We start from the raw sequence: 19,240 nt of genomic DNA, 5'->3' as shown, positions 1-19,240 counted from the left end.
TGCTCTCGTGGATCAGTTGTGGTACAGGCCAGCGCCCGGCCTCCCACAGTGCGCCCGCCCGGAAGGCGAGCGCGCGAATCGCTACTCGATCGTCAACCCCATGGACCTGGCTGTGCCTGCCACGATCTTGGCGGCCTGCTCCTCGTCCTCCACGTTGAGATCGGGCTTCTTCGTCTCCGCGATCTCCTTGACCTGGTCCCAGGTGACCTTGGCGACCTTGTTCCGGTGTGGCTCGCTGCTGCCCTTGTCCACACCCGCGGCCTTCAGCAGCAGCTTCGCCGCAGGCGGGGTCTTGAGCTTGAAGTCGAACGAGCGGTCCTCGAACACGGAGATCTCGACCGGCACCACGTTGCCGCGCTGCGACTCGGTTGCGGCGTTGTAGGCCTTGCAGAACTCCATGATGTTCACACCGTGCTGCCCCAAGGCTGGACCAACCGGCGGGGCCGGGTTCGCCTGACCGGCCTCGATCTGCAGCTTGATAATTGCTGCGAGCTTTTTCTTCTTCTTGGGTGGCATCCTGTGCTTCCTAATTTCCTTGACCTGTCCGCGACACCGGAACGGCGCCGCGCCTGTTCCCGACCCGATCCTGCCTGTGTATCGGGTGGAAGCCCGGTCGGTGCTGTCAGATCTTGGAGACCTGGTTGAACGACAGCTCGACGGGAGTCTCCCTGCCGAAGATCGACACCAGCACTTTCAGCTTCTGAGCGCCCGCGTCGACCTCGGAGATCGTGGCCGGCAGCGTGGCGAACGGGCCGTCCATGACCGTCACCGACTCGCCGACCTCGAAATCGACCTCGACAACCTCGGCCCCCTTGTCCTGCGCCTCGGCCTCGGCGCCCTTGCTCTCCTTGGCAGCGGGAGCCTGCTCCTCCTTGGGCAGGAGGAACTTCATGACCTCGTCCACGCTCAACGGGGACGGGTGCGAGGTCGCGCCGACGAAACCGGTTACTCCGGGGGTGTTGCGGACCGCGCTCCAGGAGGCGTCGTTGAGGTCCATCCGGACAAGGACGTAACCCGGCAGCACCTTACGCTTGACCTGCTTGCGCTGGCCGTTCTTGATCTCGGTGACCTCCTCGGTCGGCACCTCGATCTGGAAGATGTAGTCCTCGACGTCCAGGGTCTGCCGTCGAGTCTCCAGGTTGGTCTTGACCCTGCTCTCGTAGCCGGCGTACGAGTGCACGACGTACCACCGTCCCGGCTTGCTACGCAGCTCGGCGCGCAGCGCGGCGGCCTCGTCCACCGGCTCGGCCTGACTCTCCTCCGAACTGCCTTCCCGGACCTCGTCCGTACCGCCGGAAGCCTCGTCCTCCGGCTGGTCGTCCGAACCATCGGCTCGGCCGTCCCCGGCCGTCTCGGCAGCCTCGGTGCTCTCGCGCTCTTCCTCCCCCGGAAGCGCCGCAGGCACGTCACCGCCCTCCGAAGCATCCGCCGTGAAGTCCTCACCCTGCTCACCGTCGGCAGCGGTCGAGGCATCGGCAGTAGCGACCTCGGTGTACTCCTCGGCCCCTGCCGCGCCGTTCTCGGACGTCACTGTGAAGTCCTTTCTCTGTCTCGTGTGCAAGGTATCCGGCGCCTCCCGCTGGCGAGGTGCTCAGCCGAATATGGCGAACACCACTCTGGCGAACAGCAGGTCCAGCGCCCAGACGAGCCCGATCATGAAGAGCATGAAAGCCAGCACCACGACCGTGTACGTGCTCATCTGTTTCCGTGTCGGCCAAACCACCTTGCGGAGCTCGCCCAACACCTCGCGGATGTACCGCACGATCCGCTGATGCAGCGGCTGCTTCTCCTCGATGGTGCCCGCCTTGGCTGCGGACCCCTCTCGACCACCCGAGGAACCAGCACCAGCACCAGCACCAGACGACTTACGCTGCGGGTTCGCCTGGTCGCGGTTGTTCCGTCCGTTTCCCTTCCGCGCGGAGCCACGCCGCCCGCGCCGAGACGCGGCGTTGTCCGGACGAGAAGGACGCTGCGCGTCGTCTTCCTTGTCCTTGTCGCCGTCCTCGCTCACGAGCCACTCCTCCGCTGCGCCTGATGGTTCACCTTGCAGGGGTGACAGGACTTGAACCCGCAACCTGCGGTTTTGGAGACCGCTGCTCTGCCAGTTGAGCTACACCCCTTCGTCCGGACAGCCGCTGCACGAGCCGACCGCACATGTGCTGGACACCACGACCCCACCCCGGATTCCCTCGCGGGGTCGATGAAGTGGAGGTTCCAACTCCGAAAGTGTACGGCAACGCGCAGCACGGGCTGCAACCGAGTCCCTCGGACGACACTTCCGGTGATGGTACCCCGCCCCGACCGGCGACGCGATTTCCGCGGCGCACCGCGGCCGTGAAACCATGGGCCCATGGTCACACCCGACGGTGCTCGCACAACAACTCCCACGACGTCGGCCCGGCGTGTCTCCACACGGATCGCCGCGATCACACCCTCGGCAACCCTCGCGGTCGACGCGAAGGCCGGCGAGCTCAAGGCGAGGGGACGCCCGGTCATCGGGTTCGGTGCAGGCCAGCCAGACTTCCCCACGCCTGACTACATTCTCGCGGCCGCGGAGGACGCGGTACACCAGAGAGTGAATCACGGCTACACGGCCGCAGCGGGCCTTCCCGAGCTGCGGGAAGCGATCGCCACCAAGACCGAACGTGACTCCGGCGTCGAGATCGAACCGTCCCAGGTCCTGGTCACCAACGGGGGCAAGCAGGCGGTGTACTCGGCGATGGCCACGCTCTGCGACCCGGGTGACGAGGTCCTGCTCCCGGCTCCCTACTGGACGACCTATCCCGAGTCGATCAAGCTCGCAGGCGGCGTCCCCGTGCAGGTCACCGCGGACGAGTCCACCGGCTACCGGGTCACGGTCGAGCAGCTCGAGGCCGCACGGACCGAGCGAACCAAGGCGCTGCTGTTCAACTCCCCGTCGAACCCGACCGGTGCTGTCTACCCGCGGGAGGAGGTCGAGGCCATCGGGAGGTGGGCGCTGGAACACGGGATCTGGGTGATCACCGACGAGATCTACGAGCACCTGGTCTACGACGGCGCGCGGGCGCACTCGATCTCGGCCGTCGTCCCGGAGCTCGCCGACACCACCCTCGTGCTCAACGGGGTCGCCAAGACCTACTCCATGACGGGCTGGCGCGTCGGCTGGATCGCGGGCCCGCAGGACGTCATCAAGGCAGCCGCGTCCTACCAGTCACACCTGTGCGGCAACGTGGCCAACGTCTCGCAGCGTGCCGCGCTCGCCGCGGTCGCAGGCCCGCTGGATGCCGTCGCCGAGATGCGCACTGCCTTCGACACCCGGCGCAGGAAGATCGTCGAGCTGCTCGGCCGGATCCCCGGCGTCGACTGCCCGACACCGCAGGGCGCATTCTACGCGTACCCCTCGGTCAAGGCGCTGCTCGGCAAGCCGTTGCGCGGCTCGACGCCGACGAACACCGTCGAGCTTGCCGACCTGCTCCTCGAGCACGCGGAAGTGGCTGTGGTCCCAGGCGAGGCGTTCGGTACGCGCGGCTACTTCCGGTTCTCCTACGCCCTGGCAGAGGAGGACCTCGCCGAAGGCGTTCGACGGGTGGGCGAGCTCCTCAGCGAGATCAACTGAGCGGCCAGGTTGGAGCCGAATGTGACAGCGGGTTCATAGAAGGAGCCGAATGTCACATTCGGCTCCTTCGTTCTGGTGGGGTGGCCGGCCGGGTGCGCTGTCAGGTCAGGCGCACGGTCGCGGTTGCTTTGCCCAGCACAGGCCTGCCCTCGAACTTGGCGGTGATCGATACCGTGGCGATGTCGTCCTCGACCGCAGTCACGGTGCCCGAGCACTCCACGAGCGCGCCGTCCTCGTCGTCCGGAACCACTACGGGACGGGTGAAGCGGGTGGCGTAGGACAGCACCCGTCCCGCGTCGCCGACCCACTCGGTGACGACCCTGCCCGCGATTCCCATCGTCAACATGCCGTGCGCGATCACGCCGGGCAAGCCGACCTCGGATGCCACCCGGTCGCTGAAGTGGATGGGGTTGAAGTCCAGTGAGGCTCCCGCGTAGCGCACCAGGTCGCCGCGCGTAACGCGGACGCTCAGCGGCGGAAGCTCGTCGCCGACCCGTATCGTCATTGTTCCCCCCGGACGACCAGCTGGGCGCGGCCGGTACAGACCAGCTCGCCCCCGTCGGTGTGTATCTCGGCGCGCAGCGTCAGGAAGTCGTTGCCCGCGCGGGCGAAGATACTGTCCACATGCGTGGTGACCTCGAGACGGTCCCCGGCATGCACGGGTCGTTCGTGAACGAAGCTCTGGTCCCCGTGCACCATCCGGTCGTAGTCGAGCCCCAGTTCCGGATCCGAGACCAACGCATCGATCGCGCCAAGGTTCGCGATGGTCAGAAACGTCGGCGGGGCGATCACATCCGGGTAGCCCGCGGCTCGCGCGGCTTCGGCATCCCGGCTGAGAGAGCTGGTGTCCCCGATAGCGTCTGCGAACTCCGCGATTTTGGCCCGGCTCACCTCGTAGACCTCGCTTGGCGGGTACGAGCGGCCGATGAGCGACTGATCCAATCCCACGCGATCAGCCTACCGGCCCGGTCCCAGCGCGGTGGACGGTGCCGTCCCGGCGCCGCGACCGCTCCGGGACACCGAGCCACGCCACCGCAGGGACGGTCCCGGACCGGAGATCCGGCCTAGCGGGTCTCTTTGTGCAGCCGGTGCGTGCCGCAGTTCATGCAGAACTTCTTCATCTCCAAGCGGTCCGGGTCGTTGCGCCGGTTCTTCTTGGTGATGTAGTTGCGGTGCTTGCACTCCTCGCACGCCAGCGTGATCTTCGGTCGTACGTCGGTTGTCGCCACGGCACGCACCTTTCTCTGCTTACTCGTTGATCCACCCTGCAGGCATGCCGGGGCTTGCCGAAACGTTGCCCTGCCGGGGTGGCCAGGGCTGCTGCCACGCCCTGGCTCGTCCGAGGCCATCGGACCTCGGCAAACTCGCGTGGAACACGCCAGGACCCTCGCCTCGCAGCGCACTCCACACGGTCTGCGGTAGCGGGAGCGGGACTCGAACCCGCGACACCACGATTATGAGCCGTGTGCTCTAACCACCTGAGCTATCCCGCCGTTGCCGTCCACACCGCCACCAGGATACCTCCGGTGCGGCGGGCTGCCTTCCGCGCAACGACGTGCCTGTACCCCGGCACGCCAGGAGGCGGCGAGCAGCGCACGCAGCCGAGCCCCAATACGGATTCGAACCGTAGACCTTCTCCTTACCATGGAGATGCTCTGCCACTGAGCTATTGGGGCAGCGCGCTCAACATCGCGAGCGCAAGAAAAACTGTACACAGTGCCCGCGAACGGGCGGCAAGCGGGGTCGGTCGATGCCCCGCCTGCACCCGAGAACCCGGGTGCAGGCGGTACCGGCGCTCAGTTGAGCAGCGTGAGCACGGCCTCCGACTGGCGGTCCACCGCGCGGGTGGTGCGGGCGTGCAACCAGGCTTCCAGCCGCCGCTCGGACAGCGGTCGCGAGATCAGGTAACCCTGTGCGACATCACACCCCATCGATTCGAGCTGATCCCGCGCCACGTCCTCCTCGACGCCTTCCGCGACCACCGTCAACCCGAGCGAGTGCCCGAGCTCCACGATGGAGCGCACCACTGCAAGGTCGCCAAGATCCGTCCCCATCCCGAGGACGAAGCTCTTGTCGATCTTGACCTCGTCCACGGGTAGCTGGCGCAGGTACGCCAGCGAGGAGTACCCGGTACCGAAGTCGTCGACGGCCAGCACGACCCCGAGGGCGTGCAGCTCGCGCAGCACCGGCAGCGCGCGTTGCGGGTTGGACATCACACCCGACTCGGTCAGTTCCAGAGTCAGCAGCTCCGGAGGCACCGCGAACCGTTCGAGCGCCGCGGCGACCTGTTCGGGGAACTCGGCGTCCAGCAGGGTGCGCACCGACAGGTTCACCGCCACCGAGATGCGCAGTCCCTCGTCCAGCCACCTCCGCACACGTGCCAATGCCTCGTCGAGCACGAACGAGGTCAGCGCGCCGATCAGGCCGGCGGCCTCGATCGCCGGAACGAACTCGTCCGGGTGGAGCTTGCCGAACTCGGGATGTTCCCAGCGCACAAGGGCCTCGACACCGCGTACGTGCCTGCTGGGCAGCGAGACCTTCGGCTGGTAGTGGACCGACACCTCCCCGTTCTCCAGCGCCTGCCTCAGTTGCGTGACCAGCTGGAACCGCCGCATGAAGATCTGGCCCATGCTGGGGACGTACCCGCGCACCTCCTCACCACTGCGGGTGGCCCGCACAGCGACGTCGGCGCGCTGCAACAGGCCGTTGATATCGACCTGGCTCGGGCTCTCCTCCACGTCGATGCTGGCGTAGCCCACCGACGCGTTGGCTTCCACGGTGAGCTTGTCCACGGCGTAGGGGGCCGACAGCTCGGTCCGGAGCCGTTCGGCGATCGTGCGCGCCTCGGCTTGCTCGCACTCGGTGAGCAGCGCGGCGAACGACGCGCCCTCCAGCCGCGCCACCGGGACCAGCGAGCCGAGCACGTCCCGCATGCGGCGACCTGCGACGACCAGCATCCGGTCGGCCCACGCGTAGCCGAGCGCATCGGAGACGGTGGAGAACACGTCGAGGTCGACCCGCACGACGACGGTCCCGGCCTGCTCCTCCAAGGTGCCTCGCGCGACCTGGCAGAAGCCCGGCCGGTTGAGCAGCCCGGTCAGCGGGTCGTGGTAAGCGTCGTGCCGCAGGGTCGCCATCAGCCGCCGGTTGTCGAGCGCGGTAGCCAGGTGCGCCGCCATGGTGCCGATGAGCTGGATGTCCGCGGACCCGAACCCGCGCCACCTGGACAGCCGGTCGTGCGCCTCCAGCACACCGAGAAGCTGGTTGGCACTGCGCAGCGGCACCACGAGCACCTCCTCGGCGCCACGTGCCCGCAGGGCTGCGCCGACGTCCTCCGTCGCGTCGGAAACCCGGAAAAGCCGCGCGTGCGTGCCCGGCAGGCGCACGATCGAGTCGTCCAGATGCCCCTTGCCCGCAGGGGGCACCGGGTCACCTGCGACGACGGTATGCGTGCCCTCGGGTCCGTCCAGCCGCAGCCGCAGCACGATGCGGCGCGCGGAGAGCTGATCCTTGATGCGCTCCGCAAGGGTGAACCACTCACTCGCGGCGAACTCGTGGGCGAGGTCGTCACGGTCACCAGCGGGCTTGGCCGCGGCGTGCCGCCCCGACCGCGCGACCATGAGGCTGACATCGGTGAGCGCCTCGAGGTCACGCTGCTCCCGCAGCAGTCCGGAGTACGCCCAGTACAGCGCGGCGAGGCCGAGAGCGACCGCGAACACCAGCGGCCAGGCATACTGCACGTCGGTGACGATGAGGTAGGCGCTGAGCCCGACGGCGGCGTTGATGAAACCCACCACGAGCACGCGGCCCATCAGGCGAAGGCCCGTGCCCGCGCGCATCCGCCTTCGCAACACCCACACGGCGCACAGCGCCAGGATGGTGCTGGCCACCGGCGCGCTCACGGTCCCGACGAAGGCGGCGAGCCACTGCGCCCCGACGGGGCCGGTCAACGCAGCGACCAGCCCGGCCATCGCGAACGCCACGGTGATCTCGATGGTCATCACACCGGTGTTGTAGAGCACACGCCCGGAGACCTTGCGTGCGATCAGGGTCCCGACGCCCGCCACCAGGTGCGCGGCGAGCACCACCTCGAACGGGCCGACCATGAGACCGATCACCAGCGGGATCTCGGTGAACGAGATCGTCCACGAGATGCCGCTGCGGACATCGACGTTGATGGCGAGCTGCTCGGCGATGACGAACCCCGCGGTCAGCGCGAGCCCGATCCACAGCAGATCAGCCGAGTAGTCGAACGGCAACCAGGCTCCGACGGCGGCGGCGCCGGAGAGCGCGATCGCGACGACTACGAGCGTGTAGCGGTAGAACCTACGCTCGTCGCCCGGCCGACCCCGCTGTTCGGCCGACGGATCCGATCCCGGCGCAGCACGACCGTCCTCGGCGCCTACGTCGTCCGCCATAAACCCTCCTCCCGGCCATCCGCAGCGGCCGAGTACATCGATCGATCGATAGGCCCGTCGATCGTCATGGCCCGGCGTACGTAGCTTGCCTTGTTCCGGGCCGCTACGCCAAGACACATTCGAGCAGACACTCTACCTCCGCCAGGGGAATGCAACCCGACTTCCGGGCCGCGGTCGCAGCCGAGCGTGACCAACCGCCGGGTACGGGCCGGACCGGGGCCATGTCCACGCCCCGGTGACCTTCGCCGCCGCGCCCGGCTGCCGGCGCTCGGTGACCCCCGTACGAGATCACCAGGCAGGGTCCTCGCGAGCTGCCAGGATGGTCGCGACTACCTCGTCGAAGTCGTCTGCGACCCGGTCCGGCCCCGCGGTGGCCAGCTGTTCCCTTCCGTGTACACCGGACGTGACCGCGATGGACCGCATCCCTGCGGCCTTCGCCATCACCACGTCGTGGCTCGTGTCGCCGACCATGACGGCGCGTTCGCCGGAAACGCCGCAGCGGCGCATGATCAGGCGGGCCATCTCGGGGTCCGGCTTGGGCCGCGACACCTGGTCGGCACCAACGACCATCGCGAACCGGTCCCGAAGCCCCGCAGCCGCCAGCAGGGCGTGGGCGCCGGCGTGGGACTTGCTTGTGGCCACCGCCAGCGTGAACCCCGCCGCACGCAACGTCGCCAGCCCTCGCGACACGCCAGGGAACGGGAGGCTCTCCGCCTCGGGAAGGGCGATCTCGTCGAACAACGCCCGGTACTGTCGCATCCCCCTGGTCACGGTCGGGTCGTCCTCCGGAAGCCCCAGCAGCGTCGAGAACGCCTGCTCCAGGGGGAGACCGATGGTCGCGCGAATCTCCCCAGCGTCCGGGACGGCGACATCGATGGAGGTGAACGCCGCTGTGCAGGCCTCCACGATCAGACCCGGCGTGTCGAGCAACGTCCCGTCCAGGTCGCAGGCGATGACGAACGTCACGGCATCCTTTCGCAGATCCGCGCCGACGCGGTGAACCCGCTCGATCACGATGCCTCCTGCGGGCGTCACCGCCGGGCGAGACTATCAACTCGATAAACCCACCGCGTATCCATTCCCTTCCGGCGCGCGATGCAGGAAAATCGGCCCTGCAAGGAACTTTCTGTACATAACGGGCGATTCACCCAGCCCGGTTCGCCGGGCGTCGCCCGCCGTCCGGGGCGACAGGCCGCACGCTTTCCTCAGGGAAGCCCTCAGGAAAGCTCCGACCGGCGGGGGTGACCAGCCCGCCGGGACCGCCGTGCGGGCGCGGCTCCGGAACCGACCCGTGGAGCCGCGTGTGACGGCGATGCCGACTGACCTCCGGCGGACGGTTTCCGCGATCGTTGTCGCCGCGTTCATGTTCATCGCAGGCACGGCCAACACCGCCGGCACCGCAGCGGCGGGCGACGCGATACGACCGGCCAACCACACGTCCGCGTCCGAGGGCACCGGCCGCGCGTTCGTCTGGCCGACCACGGGGTGGATCGCCGCGAACGACACCTATGTCGGCGGCGTGCACCACCCGGGCGCGGCCGACATCGCCGCACCGCACGGCACGCCGGTACGAGCGGCCCGTGCCGGTCGCGTGGTGTCGACCGGGTGGAGCGATGTCAGCGGCTGGTACGTACGGATCGAGCACACCGCTGCCGGCTCCTACCACTACTTGACAAGCTACACGCACCTGCTCGAGGAACCGCGCGTACGTGAAGGGGACGTCGTCTCGGCCACTATCGGCGGTGGGACGGTCCTCGGCCACGGTAGCCGTACCGGCAACGCCAACATGAGTGGCCCGCACACCCACTTCAGTATCAGGCGAGTGGACAAGGTCACCGGCAGGATCGAGCAGCTGAGTATCCCCGGCCTCACCATCGGGAGCTGGGTCGACAGCGGCGACCACATACCCGGCGCCTACAGCGGCCTGACACCGATACCGGTGGAGCCCGCTCGACCCTTCGACGTACGGGTCACCGAGCGTCGCGGGCTCGGCATGTACGGGTCGACTCGGCGACGGGGCGACGACTACCTCGGAGCGATCCCGCGAGGCACGGTGGTCACTGTCACCGGAAGCGAACGCGGGCAGTACCGGGTGCGGCACGAGGGCCGCACGGGCTGGGTCGCGCACTCCGGAACCCGGCCGGCCGGTTCCACCGCTACCGGAGTCCGCGTCACCACCCGGTACGCGACGGTCAACGTACGACGCTCGCCCGGCGGGCCCGTCATCGGTGTCGTGCGGGGCGGTACGCGCCTGACCGGGTTCGGCACCGGCGAGTCGGGGACGTGGAACCGCGTGCAGTGGCGATGCACCCCGACAACGAACCGCAGCGGCGTGGCAGCCGACCGCGGCCGCGAGACCGGCGGATGCCCGGGCCTGTCCTCGACGCAGTCCATGAAGTACGGCTGGGTCAGCAGCGGTGTCAGCTACCCCACGTCGTACTTCCCGACCCGCACGCGCGTCAGCGGGGTGACCATCTACGGCGACGCCGTCGTCGACGGCCTGAGCCGCCCGGACAACGACGTCACGCTCGGCTCGCTCGGGATTCGTTCCTGGGTGACCGTGACCGGTAGCAGGAACGGCTGGTACCGCATCGACTACGGCGGAACGCGTGGCTGGATCCGCGGGTGGCTCACCGCGGGGCGGCAGTAGTCGCCGGGCGCGCCGGCCAGTCCGCCGCGCGCTCTCCCGTGGATGATCCCCTACGCGGCTGGTGAAAGTCGCCACACACGGGCCACAACGTGGGGGCATATCGGGGGCGAACACGCGGTGGAAGCCGGACCCAGCCGCACACGGCCGGACACACGAAAGCGCCCCGCTGCCTGCTCTATCGCAGGTCAGCGGGGCGCCTGTGCTGGGTGGCGGGTGAGGGATTCGAACCCCCGAAGGCTAGGCCAGCTGATTTACAGTCAGATCCCTTTGGCCGCTTGGGTAACCCGCCAGGGCCGGAACCATGCCGACCTCGAACAGCATACAAACCGGCCACACGGATCCTGTCACGGGGTCGAGGCTCCGTGGGGTCCGCGATGCCCGAGCGCGACGTCCCGCGCGCCCTCCGGCCGCGCTACGTCGTGGCCGGGAACACGGCGCACCGGGCGGCACTGGAGTGACCGACGTCCCCGCACTCGCGCTACAGTGCAGCCACGTAGCAGCCGAGCAGCGGCCGACGATTCGCGAGGTATGGAGATTCCGTGGCTGACCCGTCTTTCGACATCGTGAGCAAGGTCGACCGGCAAGAGGTCGACAATGCACTGAACCAGGCGAACAAGGAGCTTTCCACCCGCTTCGATTTCCGTGGCACCGGTGCCGGTGTGAGCTGGACGGGTGAGGAGGCGGTCACCATCGAAGCCGAGACCGAGGAACGTGTCCGCGCAGCCCTTGACGTCTTCAAGGAGAAGCTGGTCAAGCGCGGCGTCTCGCTCAAGGCGTTCGACCCTGGCGAGCCGGCGGCGTCGGGCAAGCAGTACAAGATCGCGGGCAAGATCGTGCAGGGAATCTCGTCCGAGAAGGCGAAGCAGATCGCCAAGATCGTCCGTGACGAGGGCCCCAAGGGTGTGCAGGCCCAGGTCCAGGGGGACCAGCTCCGCGTAACGGGGAAGAAGAAGGACCACCTGCAGGATGTGATCTCCCTGCTCAAGGGCAAGGATCTCGATATCGCTCTGCAGTTCGTCAACTACCGGTAGGCGGCCGATCGCGCTGGGGAGGCCGAGTTGAAGGGCATCGTTCTCGCCGGGGGCAGCGGTTCGCGCCTGTACCCGATCACTCAGGCCGTGTCCAAGCAGCTCCTGCCGGTCTACGACAAGCCGATGGTGTACTACCCGCTCTCGGTACTGATGCTGGCGGGCATCCGGGACATCCTGATCATCTCGAGCCCGCCTGACCTGCCGAACTTCCGCAAGTTGCTCGGCGACGGCCGTCATCTGGGGCTCAGATTCAGCTATGCCGAGCAACCGGCCCCGAACGGTCTCGCCGAGGCATTCCTCATCGGGGCGGACTTCATCGGCGAGGACCCGGTGGCTCTCGTGCTGGGTGACAACATCTTCTACGGGCAGGGATTCTCCCGCCGCCTGCAGGAGGAGGTCGCCACCGTCGCGGGCTGCACGCTGTTCGGCTACCCGGTCAACGATCCGGGCCGGTACGGCGTCGGCGAGCTCGACGATGCCGGCAACCTGGTCTCCATCGAGGAAAAGCCCGACCGCCCTCGCTCGGACAAAGCCATCACCGGCCTGTACTTCTACGACAACTCCGTTGTGGACATCGCGCGGTCCCTCCGGCCGTCGTGCCGGGGTGAGCTGGAGATCACCGATGTCAACCGCACCTATCTCGAGCTGGGCACGGCACGGCTGGTCGATCTGGGGCGCGGGTTCGCCTGGCTGGACACCGGGACGCACGACTCCCTGCTCGACGCGGCCCAGTTCGTCCAGGTGCTCGAGCACCGCACCGGGGTGCGCATCGCCTGTATCGAGGAGATCGCGCTGCGCATGGGTTTCATCGACGCCGACCAGTGCCTCGAGCTCGGCCGCGGGCTGGCCACCTCCGGGTACGGTGACTACGTGATGAGCATGGCGCGGCAGTTCGCCGTGGCCGGCTGACCGCGCAGCCCGGTGGACCGCAGGCTGATCGCGCGCGCGGCTCAGCGGGAACGGCGCCCGGCCATACCCTCCAACCGCCGCACCCGGTCCGCCATCGGCGGATGCGACGCGAACAGCCGGGAGAACGACTCACCGGCGCGGAACGGGTTGGCGATCATCAGGTGTGACTGGGACACCACACCGGGGTCCGGGCTCAACGGCGCGGCCCGCGTGCCACGTTCCAGCTTGCGCAGCGCCGACGCCAGTGCGAGCGGGTCACCGGTCAGCTCGGCACCCGACGCATCCGCCTGGTACTCCCGTGACCTGCTGACTGCCATCTTCACGATGCCGGCTGCCAGCGGCCCGATGAAGACGAGCAGGAGCCCGAGCAGCGGGTTGCCGCCGTTGCGTCCTCCGGCGAACATCGCGATGTAGGACAGCACGGTCACCACGCTGGCCAGCGCCCCGGCCACGCTGGAGATCAAGATGTCCCTGTTGTACACGTGACAGAGCTCGTGCCCGAGAACGGCACGCAGCTCCCGCTCGTCGAGTATCTCCAGGATTCCCTGCGTGCAGCACACCGCCGAGTTCCGCGGGTTGCGGCCGGTGGCGAACGCGTTCGGCGCCCTCGTAGGGCTGACATACAGCCGTGGCATCGGCTGCCTGGATGCGCTGGACAGCTCGCGCACGATGCGGTACATCGCAGGCTGCTCGGCCTCGGACACCGGCCGTGCACGCATCGCCCGCAGCGCGAGCTTGTCGGAGTTGAAGTAGGCGTAGCCGTTCATCGCCAGCGCGAGCACCATGCCGATCAGCAGCGCTCCCTGACCACCGATCAGCCAGCTGATGCCGACGATCAGCGCACTCATCAGACCGAGCAGCAGCGCGGTCTTGAGCCCGTTCCGATGCGTGTGCACCTACGCGCCTCCCACTCAGCCTCGTTGCACTCGACGAATGCGTTTCGCCCAGCCAACGACCGAGTGTGGTGCAGAAGTTCCGCGCCGCGGCCGCCGGAGCGATGCCGGTCACACCACACGACCGACCCGCGGCCGGATCGTCATCCCTCGCGCAGCTCCAGGGTGCAGCATTTCGGGCCACCGCCTGCCTTGCGCAGCTCGGAGATGTCGACGCCGAGCGGTTGGTAGCCGCGTGCGGCGACGGACGCCGCCAGCCCCTCGGCCTCACGGGGCAGGATCACGGTGCGGCCGTCCGAGATCGCGTTCAGGCCGAACGCCTCCGCATCGGCGCGCCCTGCGAGGACCGCGTCCGGGAACATCCGCTCGAGCGTCCCGCGCGACTCCGCGGAGAACGCGTCCGGGTAGTAGGCGATCACGGCCTGTCCCGACTCGTCGGCAGGCGAGAGCACGAACAGTGCCGTGTCGAGGTGATAGTAGTGCGGGTCGACGAGCTGCAGCGACACCACAGGCGCGCCGAGGACCTCCTGGGCCTCGGCATGGGCCCCCGGCTCGGTGCGGAATCCCGTACCGGCCAGCAGCTCCCTGCCGGTCCAGACGAAGTCGCCTTCCGCTTCGTTGATCGCGGTGGGCATGACGATGTCGCGGTAACCGTTGGCGAGAAACCACCGCCGGTAGTGCTCGGCCTCCGGGGCGCGCTCGGCGTTACGGAACCGGGCACCGAGCACGGTCCCGCCGAGGACGGTCGCGGCGTTGGCAGCGAACACCATGTCGGGAAGCCCCGGCTGCGGTTCGATCTCCTCGACCTTGTGCCCGAGTGCGATGTAGTGCGCGCGTATCCGCGACCACTGCTCCATCGCGCGGTCGGCGTCCACCGGACGGTCCGGGTTCATCCACGGGTTGATGACGTAACGCACCGCGAAGTACCGCGGCGGGCACATCAGGAAACGGCGCGTCGTGGGTACGGGTTCGCGCGCGTAGCTCACAGGCATCGGGGCAGCCGTCATACATCCCAATCTAGTGGGGTGTTTTGCGGCGATCAATTGACAAGTATTGCGCCACTACGGTCAGAATATTGCGTATGAACGAGCTCGATCAGCGAATCGTTTCGTATCTGGTTCGCGATGCGCGCGCCAGCTACGCCGAGATCGGCCACGATGTCGGGTTGTCCGCGCCCGCCGTCAAACGTCGTGTCGACCGGCTGCTCGACGAGGGGGTGCTGCGCGGTTTCACCGCCGTGGTCGACCCGGAAGCGCTCGGCTGGGGGACCGAGGCCTTCGTCGAGATGCGCTGCGCGGGAAACGTCTCCCCCGCGCGCATCCGCGGTGCGGTCGAGTGCCTGCCCGAGGTCGCCGCGGCCTACACCGTCTCCGGAGCGGCGGACGCGATCGTGCACCTGCGCGCAGCGAGCATCCACCACATGGAGTCGGCCCTCGAACGTCTCCGCGCGCTGGAGATCGTGGAGTCCACCGTCTCCACCGTGGTGCTGTCCACCTTGCTGGAACGAGCACCGGTACCGTCGGCACGGACATCGAACCCGCACGAACAGGGGCACGCATGAGCGGACAGGTCACCACCGAGCACCGTGACGCGGTCGCCGTGATCACCGTGGACGCCCCCGACCGGCGCAATGCCCTCACCCTGGACCTGTCGGCGCAGCTGGAGTCGGCCGTCGCCGCCGCGGAGCAGGACGAGAACGTGTACGCGGTCGTGGTCACCGGGGCACCGCCCGCGTTCTGCGCAGGCGCTGACCTCTCCGCGCTCGGTGAGGCACGCGAGGAGGGGCTGCGGGCGATCTACGCGGGCTTCCTCGCCGTGGCGCACTGCTCGCTTCCGACCGTCGCCGCGGTGGGCGGGGCAGCCGTCGGTGCCGGGCTCAACCTGGCGCTCGCCGCCGATATCCGTGTCGCAGGCCCGCGTGCGCGGTTCGACGCACGGTTCCTGCGCCTGGGTATTCACCCGGGTGGCGGGATGACCTGGATGCTGCAACGCGCGGTCGGCCCCCAGCAAGCGACCGCGATGACACTGCTCGGCGAGGTGCTGGACGCGCACGCGGCACGGGAAGCCGGGTTGGTGCTGCGCACCGTCGACGGCGAGCACGACGAGCTCGTGGCAGCGGCCTGCTCGCTCGCCTCCGGCGCGGCGGACGCACCGCGGGAGCTGCTCACCACCACCAAGCGGACCATGCGCACGACCAGGTCGCTCAGCGAGCACCAGGCGGCCGTGGACACCGAGATCGCCCCGCAGATCGAGTCGATCTCCTCCCCCGAGTTCACCGAACGACTCACCGCGAGCAAGGGACGCATCAGCGGCAAGTGACCCCGGCGCGGGGCGCGAGGGCAGCTCGGGTGACGTGACTCGAGTGAATTACCAACTTGTGAGTAAGCACTGTTTATCGATTCTGTGCGCTCACTCACGACTTCCTCGGCAGAGCCGTTACCATAGGTAACCTTGTGGGGTATGACCTGCTCCGAAGTTGTTCCGTCCACGCAGTGGAATAGCAGGACTTCGGTTCGTCAGAACAATGCCGTGCGAGCTAGCCTCAAATCATGGACGGACACGCATACGCCCGGCGCCCGGACGCCGGTGACGCATCGCGCGATCGCCCGTGAACTCGACACGACTGCAGATAGGGACACGCGAGGCAGCGAGGCCGCACCTATCGGGAAAGCGAGAGCTCTTCACTGATGACCACGGATGATTCCACGGCACTGCGTGCAAGCCGTTCCACTGAGGTGACTCGCCTGGAGCGGGTTGTGGTGCGGTTTGCCGGCGACTCCGGCGACGGTATGCAGTTGACGGGCGATCGGTTCACCTCGGAGGCCGCCGCGTTCGGCAATGACCTGGCGACGTTGCCGAACTTCCCGGCGGAGATCCGGGCGCCGCAGGGCACGCTGCCCGGTGTGTCGTCGTTCCAGCTGCATTTCGCAGACTACGACATCCTCACACCCGGCGACCGGCCGGATGTGCTGGTGGCGATGAACCCGGCCGCGTTGAAGTCCAACATCGGTGACGTGCCGCGCGGCGGAACGGTGATCGTCAACACCGACGAGTTCACCTCCCGGAACCTGACCAAGGTGGGTTACGAGAGCGACCCGCTGTCCGATGAGTCGCTCGAGCCCTACACCGTGCACCACGTGGCCATGTCCACGCTGACCAAGGGTGCGCTGGAATCCACGGGCCTGGGCAAGAAGGACGCCGAGCGCGCCAAGAACATGTTCGCCCTGGGGTTGCTGTCGTGGATGTACCACCGCCCGACCGAGGGCACCGAGCGGTTCCTGCGCGAGAAGTTCGCGGGTAAGCCGGTGCTGGCCGAGGCCAACGTGCTGGCGTTCCGGGCCGGGTGGAACTACGGCGAGACCACCGAGTCGTTCGCCACGACCTACGAGGTCGCCCCGGCGTCGCTGCCGTCCGGCACGTACCGGCAGATCACCGGTAACCTCGCGCTGGCCTACGGCATCCTCGCCGCCGGGCAGCAGTCCGAGCTTCCGGTGATGTTCGGCTCCTACCCGATCACCCCGGCCTCGGATGTGCTGCACGAGATCAGCAAGCACAAGAACTTCGGTGTGACCACCTTCCAGGCCGAGGACGAGATCGCCAGTATCGGCGCGGCACTCGGCGCCTCCTACGGCGGCGCGCTGGGCGTGACCTCGACGTCGGGGCCGGGCGTGGCCCTGAAGTCCGAGACGGTCGGCTTCGGCGTGATGACCGAGCTGCCGCTGATCGTGATCGACGTGCAGCGCGGGGGGCCCTCGACCGGATTGCCGACCAAGACCGAGCAGGCCGACCTGCTGCAGGCGATGCACGGGCGCAACGGTGAGTCCCCCGTGCCGATCGTGGCGCCGGCCTCACCGGGCGACTGTTTCGATGCCGCGCTGGAAGCCGCCCGCATCGCGCTGACCTACCGCACCCCGGTGTTCCTGCTCTCCGACGGGGCGATCGCCAACGGCTCCGAACCCTGGCTGATCCCGAACGTCGAGACCCTTCCGGACCTGCGCGTGAACTTCGCCACCGAGCCCAACGCCACCGACGGCTCCGGCGAGTTCTGGCCCTACGTCCGCGACACCGAGACACTGGCTCGCGAGTGGGCCCTGCCCGGCACCCCGGACCTGCAACACCGCATCGGCGGCCTGGAGAAGCAGGACGGCGCAGGCAACATCTCCTACGACCCGGACAACCACGAGCGCATGGTGCGGCTACGGCAAGCCAAGATCGACGGCATCACCGTGCCGGAGGCCACCGTCGACGACCCGACCGGCGACGCCAGCGTGCTCGCTCTCGGATGGGGCTCGACCTACGGCCCGATCGGCGCGGCCTGCCGCCGCGTGCGAGCCGCGGGCCTGCCGATCGCCCAGGTCCACCTGCGCCACCTCAACCCCCTACCGGCCAACCTCGGCGAGATACTGGCCGCCTACGACCGCGTGGTCCTTCCCGAGATGAACCTCGGCCAGCTCGCCCAGCTGCTGCGCGCGCGCTACCTGGTCGACATCATCAGCCACACCAAGGTCGCCGGCCAGCCCTTCAAAGCAGAAGAACTCGCAGACACCTTCACCGACATCATCACCAGCTCCAACGGCAAGGAGGGTCACCTGTGACCGCGATCGATCTCGGGCTGCCCGCCCTGGGCGGCTTGGACGATGTGCCCACGACCGAGGAGCCGGGCAAGGCCAAGGACTACAAGTCCGACCAGGAAGTGCGCTGGTGCCCCGGTTGCGGTGACTACATCGTGCTCAACACGGTGCAGTCGTTCTTACCGAGCTTGGGGCTCAAACGGGAGAACATCGTGTTCGTCTCCGGGATCGGCTGCTCGAGCCGTTTCCCGTACTACATGAACACCTACGGCATGCACTCCATCCACGGCCGCGCCCCCGCGATCGCCACCGGTCTGGCCACCAGCAGGCCCGACCTGTCGGTGTGGGTCGTCACCGGGGACGGCGACGCCCTGTCCATCGGCGGCAACCACCTGATCCACACGCTGCGCCGCAACGTCAACCTGACCATCCTGCTGTTCAACAACCGCATCTACGGGCTGACCAAGGGCCAGTACTCCCCCACCAGCGACCAGGGCATGGTCACCAAGTCCACCCCGATGGGCTCGGTCGACACCCCGTTCAACCCGATCTCGCTGGCCCTGGGCGCCGAGGCCACCTTCGTGGGCAGGGCCCTGGACTCCGACAAGAAGGGCCTGTCCGAGGTACTGGGCGCCGCTGCCGCCCACCGCGGCTCGGCGCTGGTCGAGATCTACCAGAACTGCCCCATCTTCAACGACGGCGCGTTCGACGTCCTCAAGGACAAGGACGAAGCAGCCAGCAGGTTGATCCCGCTACGCTCCGGCGAGCCGGTCACCTTCGGCCCACAAGGCGAGTACGCGGTGGTCCGCTCCGGCTTCGGCGGACTCGAGGTCGCCGCAACCAGCGAGGTCGCCACCGCCGACATCGTCACCCACGACCCCACCATCGACGACCCCGCCTACGCCTTCGCGCTGTCCCGCCTGGACGACCAGACCCTGACCCACACCCCCACCGGGATCTTCCGCCAGGTGCAACGCCCCACCTACGACGACGCCGCACGCGAGCAGGTCAGCAAAGCACGCCACGACAAGCCCGCCGACCTGCAAGCCGTACTCACCGGCAACGACACATGGACCGTGTCCTAGGCCGACCCGGCCGGCTGGGTCGGCACAGCCTGCTCGGCCCGGCCCGCCCTGGGCAGGCCCCGAACGGGCATCTCCTGCGCCGCGTGTC

The 19,240-nt window shown here is 68.2% G+C and carries 18 protein-coding genes and 4 tRNA genes; 8 read left to right on the top strand and 14 right to left on the bottom strand.

Annotated elements, in window-relative coordinates:
- Positions 1–81 precede the first annotated feature (81 nt).
- From rplK to CHB84_RS15315, 4 genes are all read right to left on the bottom strand, one after another.
- Complete coding sequence (gene rplK / locus CHB84_RS15330; RefSeq protein WP_089302297.1) at positions 82–516, bottom strand: 50S ribosomal protein L11; 435 nt, start codon at positions 514–516, stop codon at positions 82–84.
- A gap of 106 nt (positions 517–622) precedes the next feature.
- Complete coding sequence (gene nusG / locus CHB84_RS15325) at positions 623–1,531, bottom strand: transcription termination/antitermination protein NusG (protein ID WP_089302296.1); 909 nt, start codon at positions 1,529–1,531, stop codon at positions 623–625.
- Between the two features lie 60 nt (positions 1,532–1,591).
- Positions 1,592–2,011: a preprotein translocase subunit SecE gene (gene secE / locus CHB84_RS15320; protein ID WP_089302295.1), complete on the bottom strand. Its 420-nt coding sequence runs from the start codon at positions 2,009–2,011 to the stop codon at positions 1,592–1,594.
- Between the two features lie 36 nt (positions 2,012–2,047).
- Positions 2,048–2,120 (bottom strand) — tRNA-Trp (locus tag CHB84_RS15315).
- A gap of 230 nt (positions 2,121–2,350) precedes the next feature.
- On the opposite strand from CHB84_RS15315, the gene CHB84_RS15310 reads away from it, so the two are divergent.
- On the top strand, positions 2,351–3,595 hold the full coding sequence (locus CHB84_RS15310) for a pyridoxal phosphate-dependent aminotransferase (RefSeq protein WP_089302294.1): 1,245 nt from the start codon (positions 2,351–2,353) through the stop codon (positions 3,593–3,595).
- A gap of 100 nt (positions 3,596–3,695) precedes the next feature.
- Here CHB84_RS15310 and CHB84_RS15305 read toward each other — a convergent pair whose 3' ends face one another.
- The 7 genes from CHB84_RS15305 to CHB84_RS15275 form a co-directional block, all read right to left on the bottom strand.
- A complete protein-coding gene (locus tag CHB84_RS15305) occupies positions 3,696–4,100 on the bottom strand; it encodes a MaoC/PaaZ C-terminal domain-containing protein (RefSeq protein WP_089302293.1) in 405 nt (134 codons plus the stop codon).
- The gene (locus CHB84_RS15300) at positions 4,097–4,543 is read right to left on the bottom strand and encodes an FAS1-like dehydratase domain-containing protein (RefSeq protein WP_089302292.1); all 447 of its coding nucleotides are present in this window, start codon (positions 4,541–4,543) and stop codon (positions 4,097–4,099) included. Before CHB84_RS15300 ends, CHB84_RS15305 begins: the two co-directional genes overlap by 4 nt.
- A 116-nt stretch (positions 4,544–4,659) precedes the next feature.
- Entirely contained in the window at positions 4,660–4,824 is a 165-nt protein-coding gene (gene rpmG, locus CHB84_RS15295; protein ID WP_089302291.1) for a 50S ribosomal protein L33, read from the bottom strand.
- A 190-nt stretch (positions 4,825–5,014) separates the two neighbouring features.
- Positions 5,015–5,088 (bottom strand) — tRNA-Met (locus CHB84_RS15290).
- A 111-nt stretch (positions 5,089–5,199) separates the two neighbouring features.
- A tRNA-Thr gene (locus CHB84_RS15285) sits at positions 5,200–5,271 on the bottom strand.
- 120 nt (positions 5,272–5,391) lie between these two features.
- Entirely contained in the window at positions 5,392–8,013 is a 2,622-nt protein-coding gene (locus CHB84_RS15280; RefSeq protein ID WP_089302290.1) for an EAL domain-containing protein, read from the bottom strand.
- A gap of 288 nt (positions 8,014–8,301) precedes the next feature.
- Entirely contained in the window at positions 8,302–9,027 is a 726-nt protein-coding gene (locus CHB84_RS15275; RefSeq protein WP_217898576.1) for an HAD family hydrolase, read from the bottom strand.
- Between the two features lies 1 nt (position 9,028).
- On the opposite strand from CHB84_RS15275, the gene CHB84_RS15270 reads away from it, so the two are divergent.
- Entirely contained in the window at positions 9,029–10,663 is a 1,635-nt protein-coding gene (locus tag CHB84_RS15270; RefSeq protein WP_089302289.1) for a peptidoglycan DD-metalloendopeptidase family protein, read from the top strand.
- 207 nt (positions 10,664–10,870) lie between these two features.
- On the opposite strand, the gene CHB84_RS15265 is transcribed toward CHB84_RS15270, so the two are convergent.
- Positions 10,871–10,952, bottom strand: a tRNA-Tyr gene (locus CHB84_RS15265).
- A 250-nt stretch (positions 10,953–11,202) separates the two neighbouring features.
- On the opposite strand from CHB84_RS15265, the gene CHB84_RS15260 reads away from it, so the two are divergent.
- Both CHB84_RS15260 and rfbA read left to right on the top strand, forming a co-directional pair.
- Positions 11,203–11,694, top strand: coding sequence for a YajQ family cyclic di-GMP-binding protein (locus CHB84_RS15260; RefSeq protein WP_089302288.1), 492 nt, complete (start codon positions 11,203–11,205; stop codon positions 11,692–11,694).
- Between the two features lie 27 nt (positions 11,695–11,721).
- Entirely contained in the window at positions 11,722–12,603 is an 882-nt protein-coding gene (rfbA, locus tag CHB84_RS15255; protein WP_089302287.1) for a glucose-1-phosphate thymidylyltransferase RfbA, read from the top strand.
- Between the two features lie 41 nt (positions 12,604–12,644).
- On the opposite strand, the gene htpX is transcribed toward rfbA, so the two are convergent.
- Positions 12,645–13,499, bottom strand: coding sequence for a zinc metalloprotease HtpX (gene htpX, locus CHB84_RS15250; protein ID WP_089302286.1), 855 nt, complete (start codon positions 13,497–13,499; stop codon positions 12,645–12,647).
- A gap of 140 nt (positions 13,500–13,639) precedes the next feature.
- Entirely contained in the window at positions 13,640–14,503 is an 864-nt protein-coding gene (gene ddaH, locus CHB84_RS15245; RefSeq protein WP_245818770.1) for a dimethylargininase, read from the bottom strand.
- 74 nt (positions 14,504–14,577) lie between these two features.
- Here ddaH and CHB84_RS15240 point away from each other — a divergent pair, with 74 nt between their 5' ends.
- The 4 genes from CHB84_RS15240 (at position 14,578) to CHB84_RS15225 (ending at position 19,152) form a co-directional block, all read left to right on the top strand.
- Complete coding sequence (locus tag CHB84_RS15240; protein ID WP_089302285.1) at positions 14,578–15,057, top strand: Lrp/AsnC family transcriptional regulator; 480 nt, start codon at positions 14,578–14,580, stop codon at positions 15,055–15,057.
- The gene (locus tag CHB84_RS15235) at positions 15,054–15,815 is read left to right on the top strand and encodes an enoyl-CoA hydratase (protein ID WP_089302284.1); all 762 of its coding nucleotides are present in this window, start codon (positions 15,054–15,056) and stop codon (positions 15,813–15,815) included. Before CHB84_RS15240 ends, CHB84_RS15235 begins: the two co-directional genes overlap by 4 nt.
- Positions 15,816–16,183: 368 nt before the next feature.
- Positions 16,184–18,091, top strand: a complete 1,908-nt coding sequence (locus CHB84_RS15230) for a 2-oxoacid:acceptor oxidoreductase subunit alpha (RefSeq protein ID WP_089302283.1) — start codon at positions 16,184–16,186, stop codon at positions 18,089–18,091.
- Positions 18,088–19,152 carry a 2-oxoacid:ferredoxin oxidoreductase subunit beta gene (locus CHB84_RS15225; protein ID WP_089302282.1) on the top strand — a complete coding sequence of 355 codons (1,065 nt, stop codon included), beginning with the start codon at positions 18,088–18,090 and terminating at the stop codon, positions 19,150–19,152. Before CHB84_RS15230 ends, CHB84_RS15225 begins: the two co-directional genes overlap by 4 nt.
- Positions 19,153–19,240: the final 88 nt, after the last annotated feature.

The organism is Haloechinothrix alba (assembly GCF_900188115.1).
GTDB lineage: Bacteria > Actinomycetota > Actinomycetes > Mycobacteriales > Pseudonocardiaceae > Haloechinothrix > Haloechinothrix alba.
This window is presented reverse-complemented; position numbering and strand designations above follow the sequence as displayed.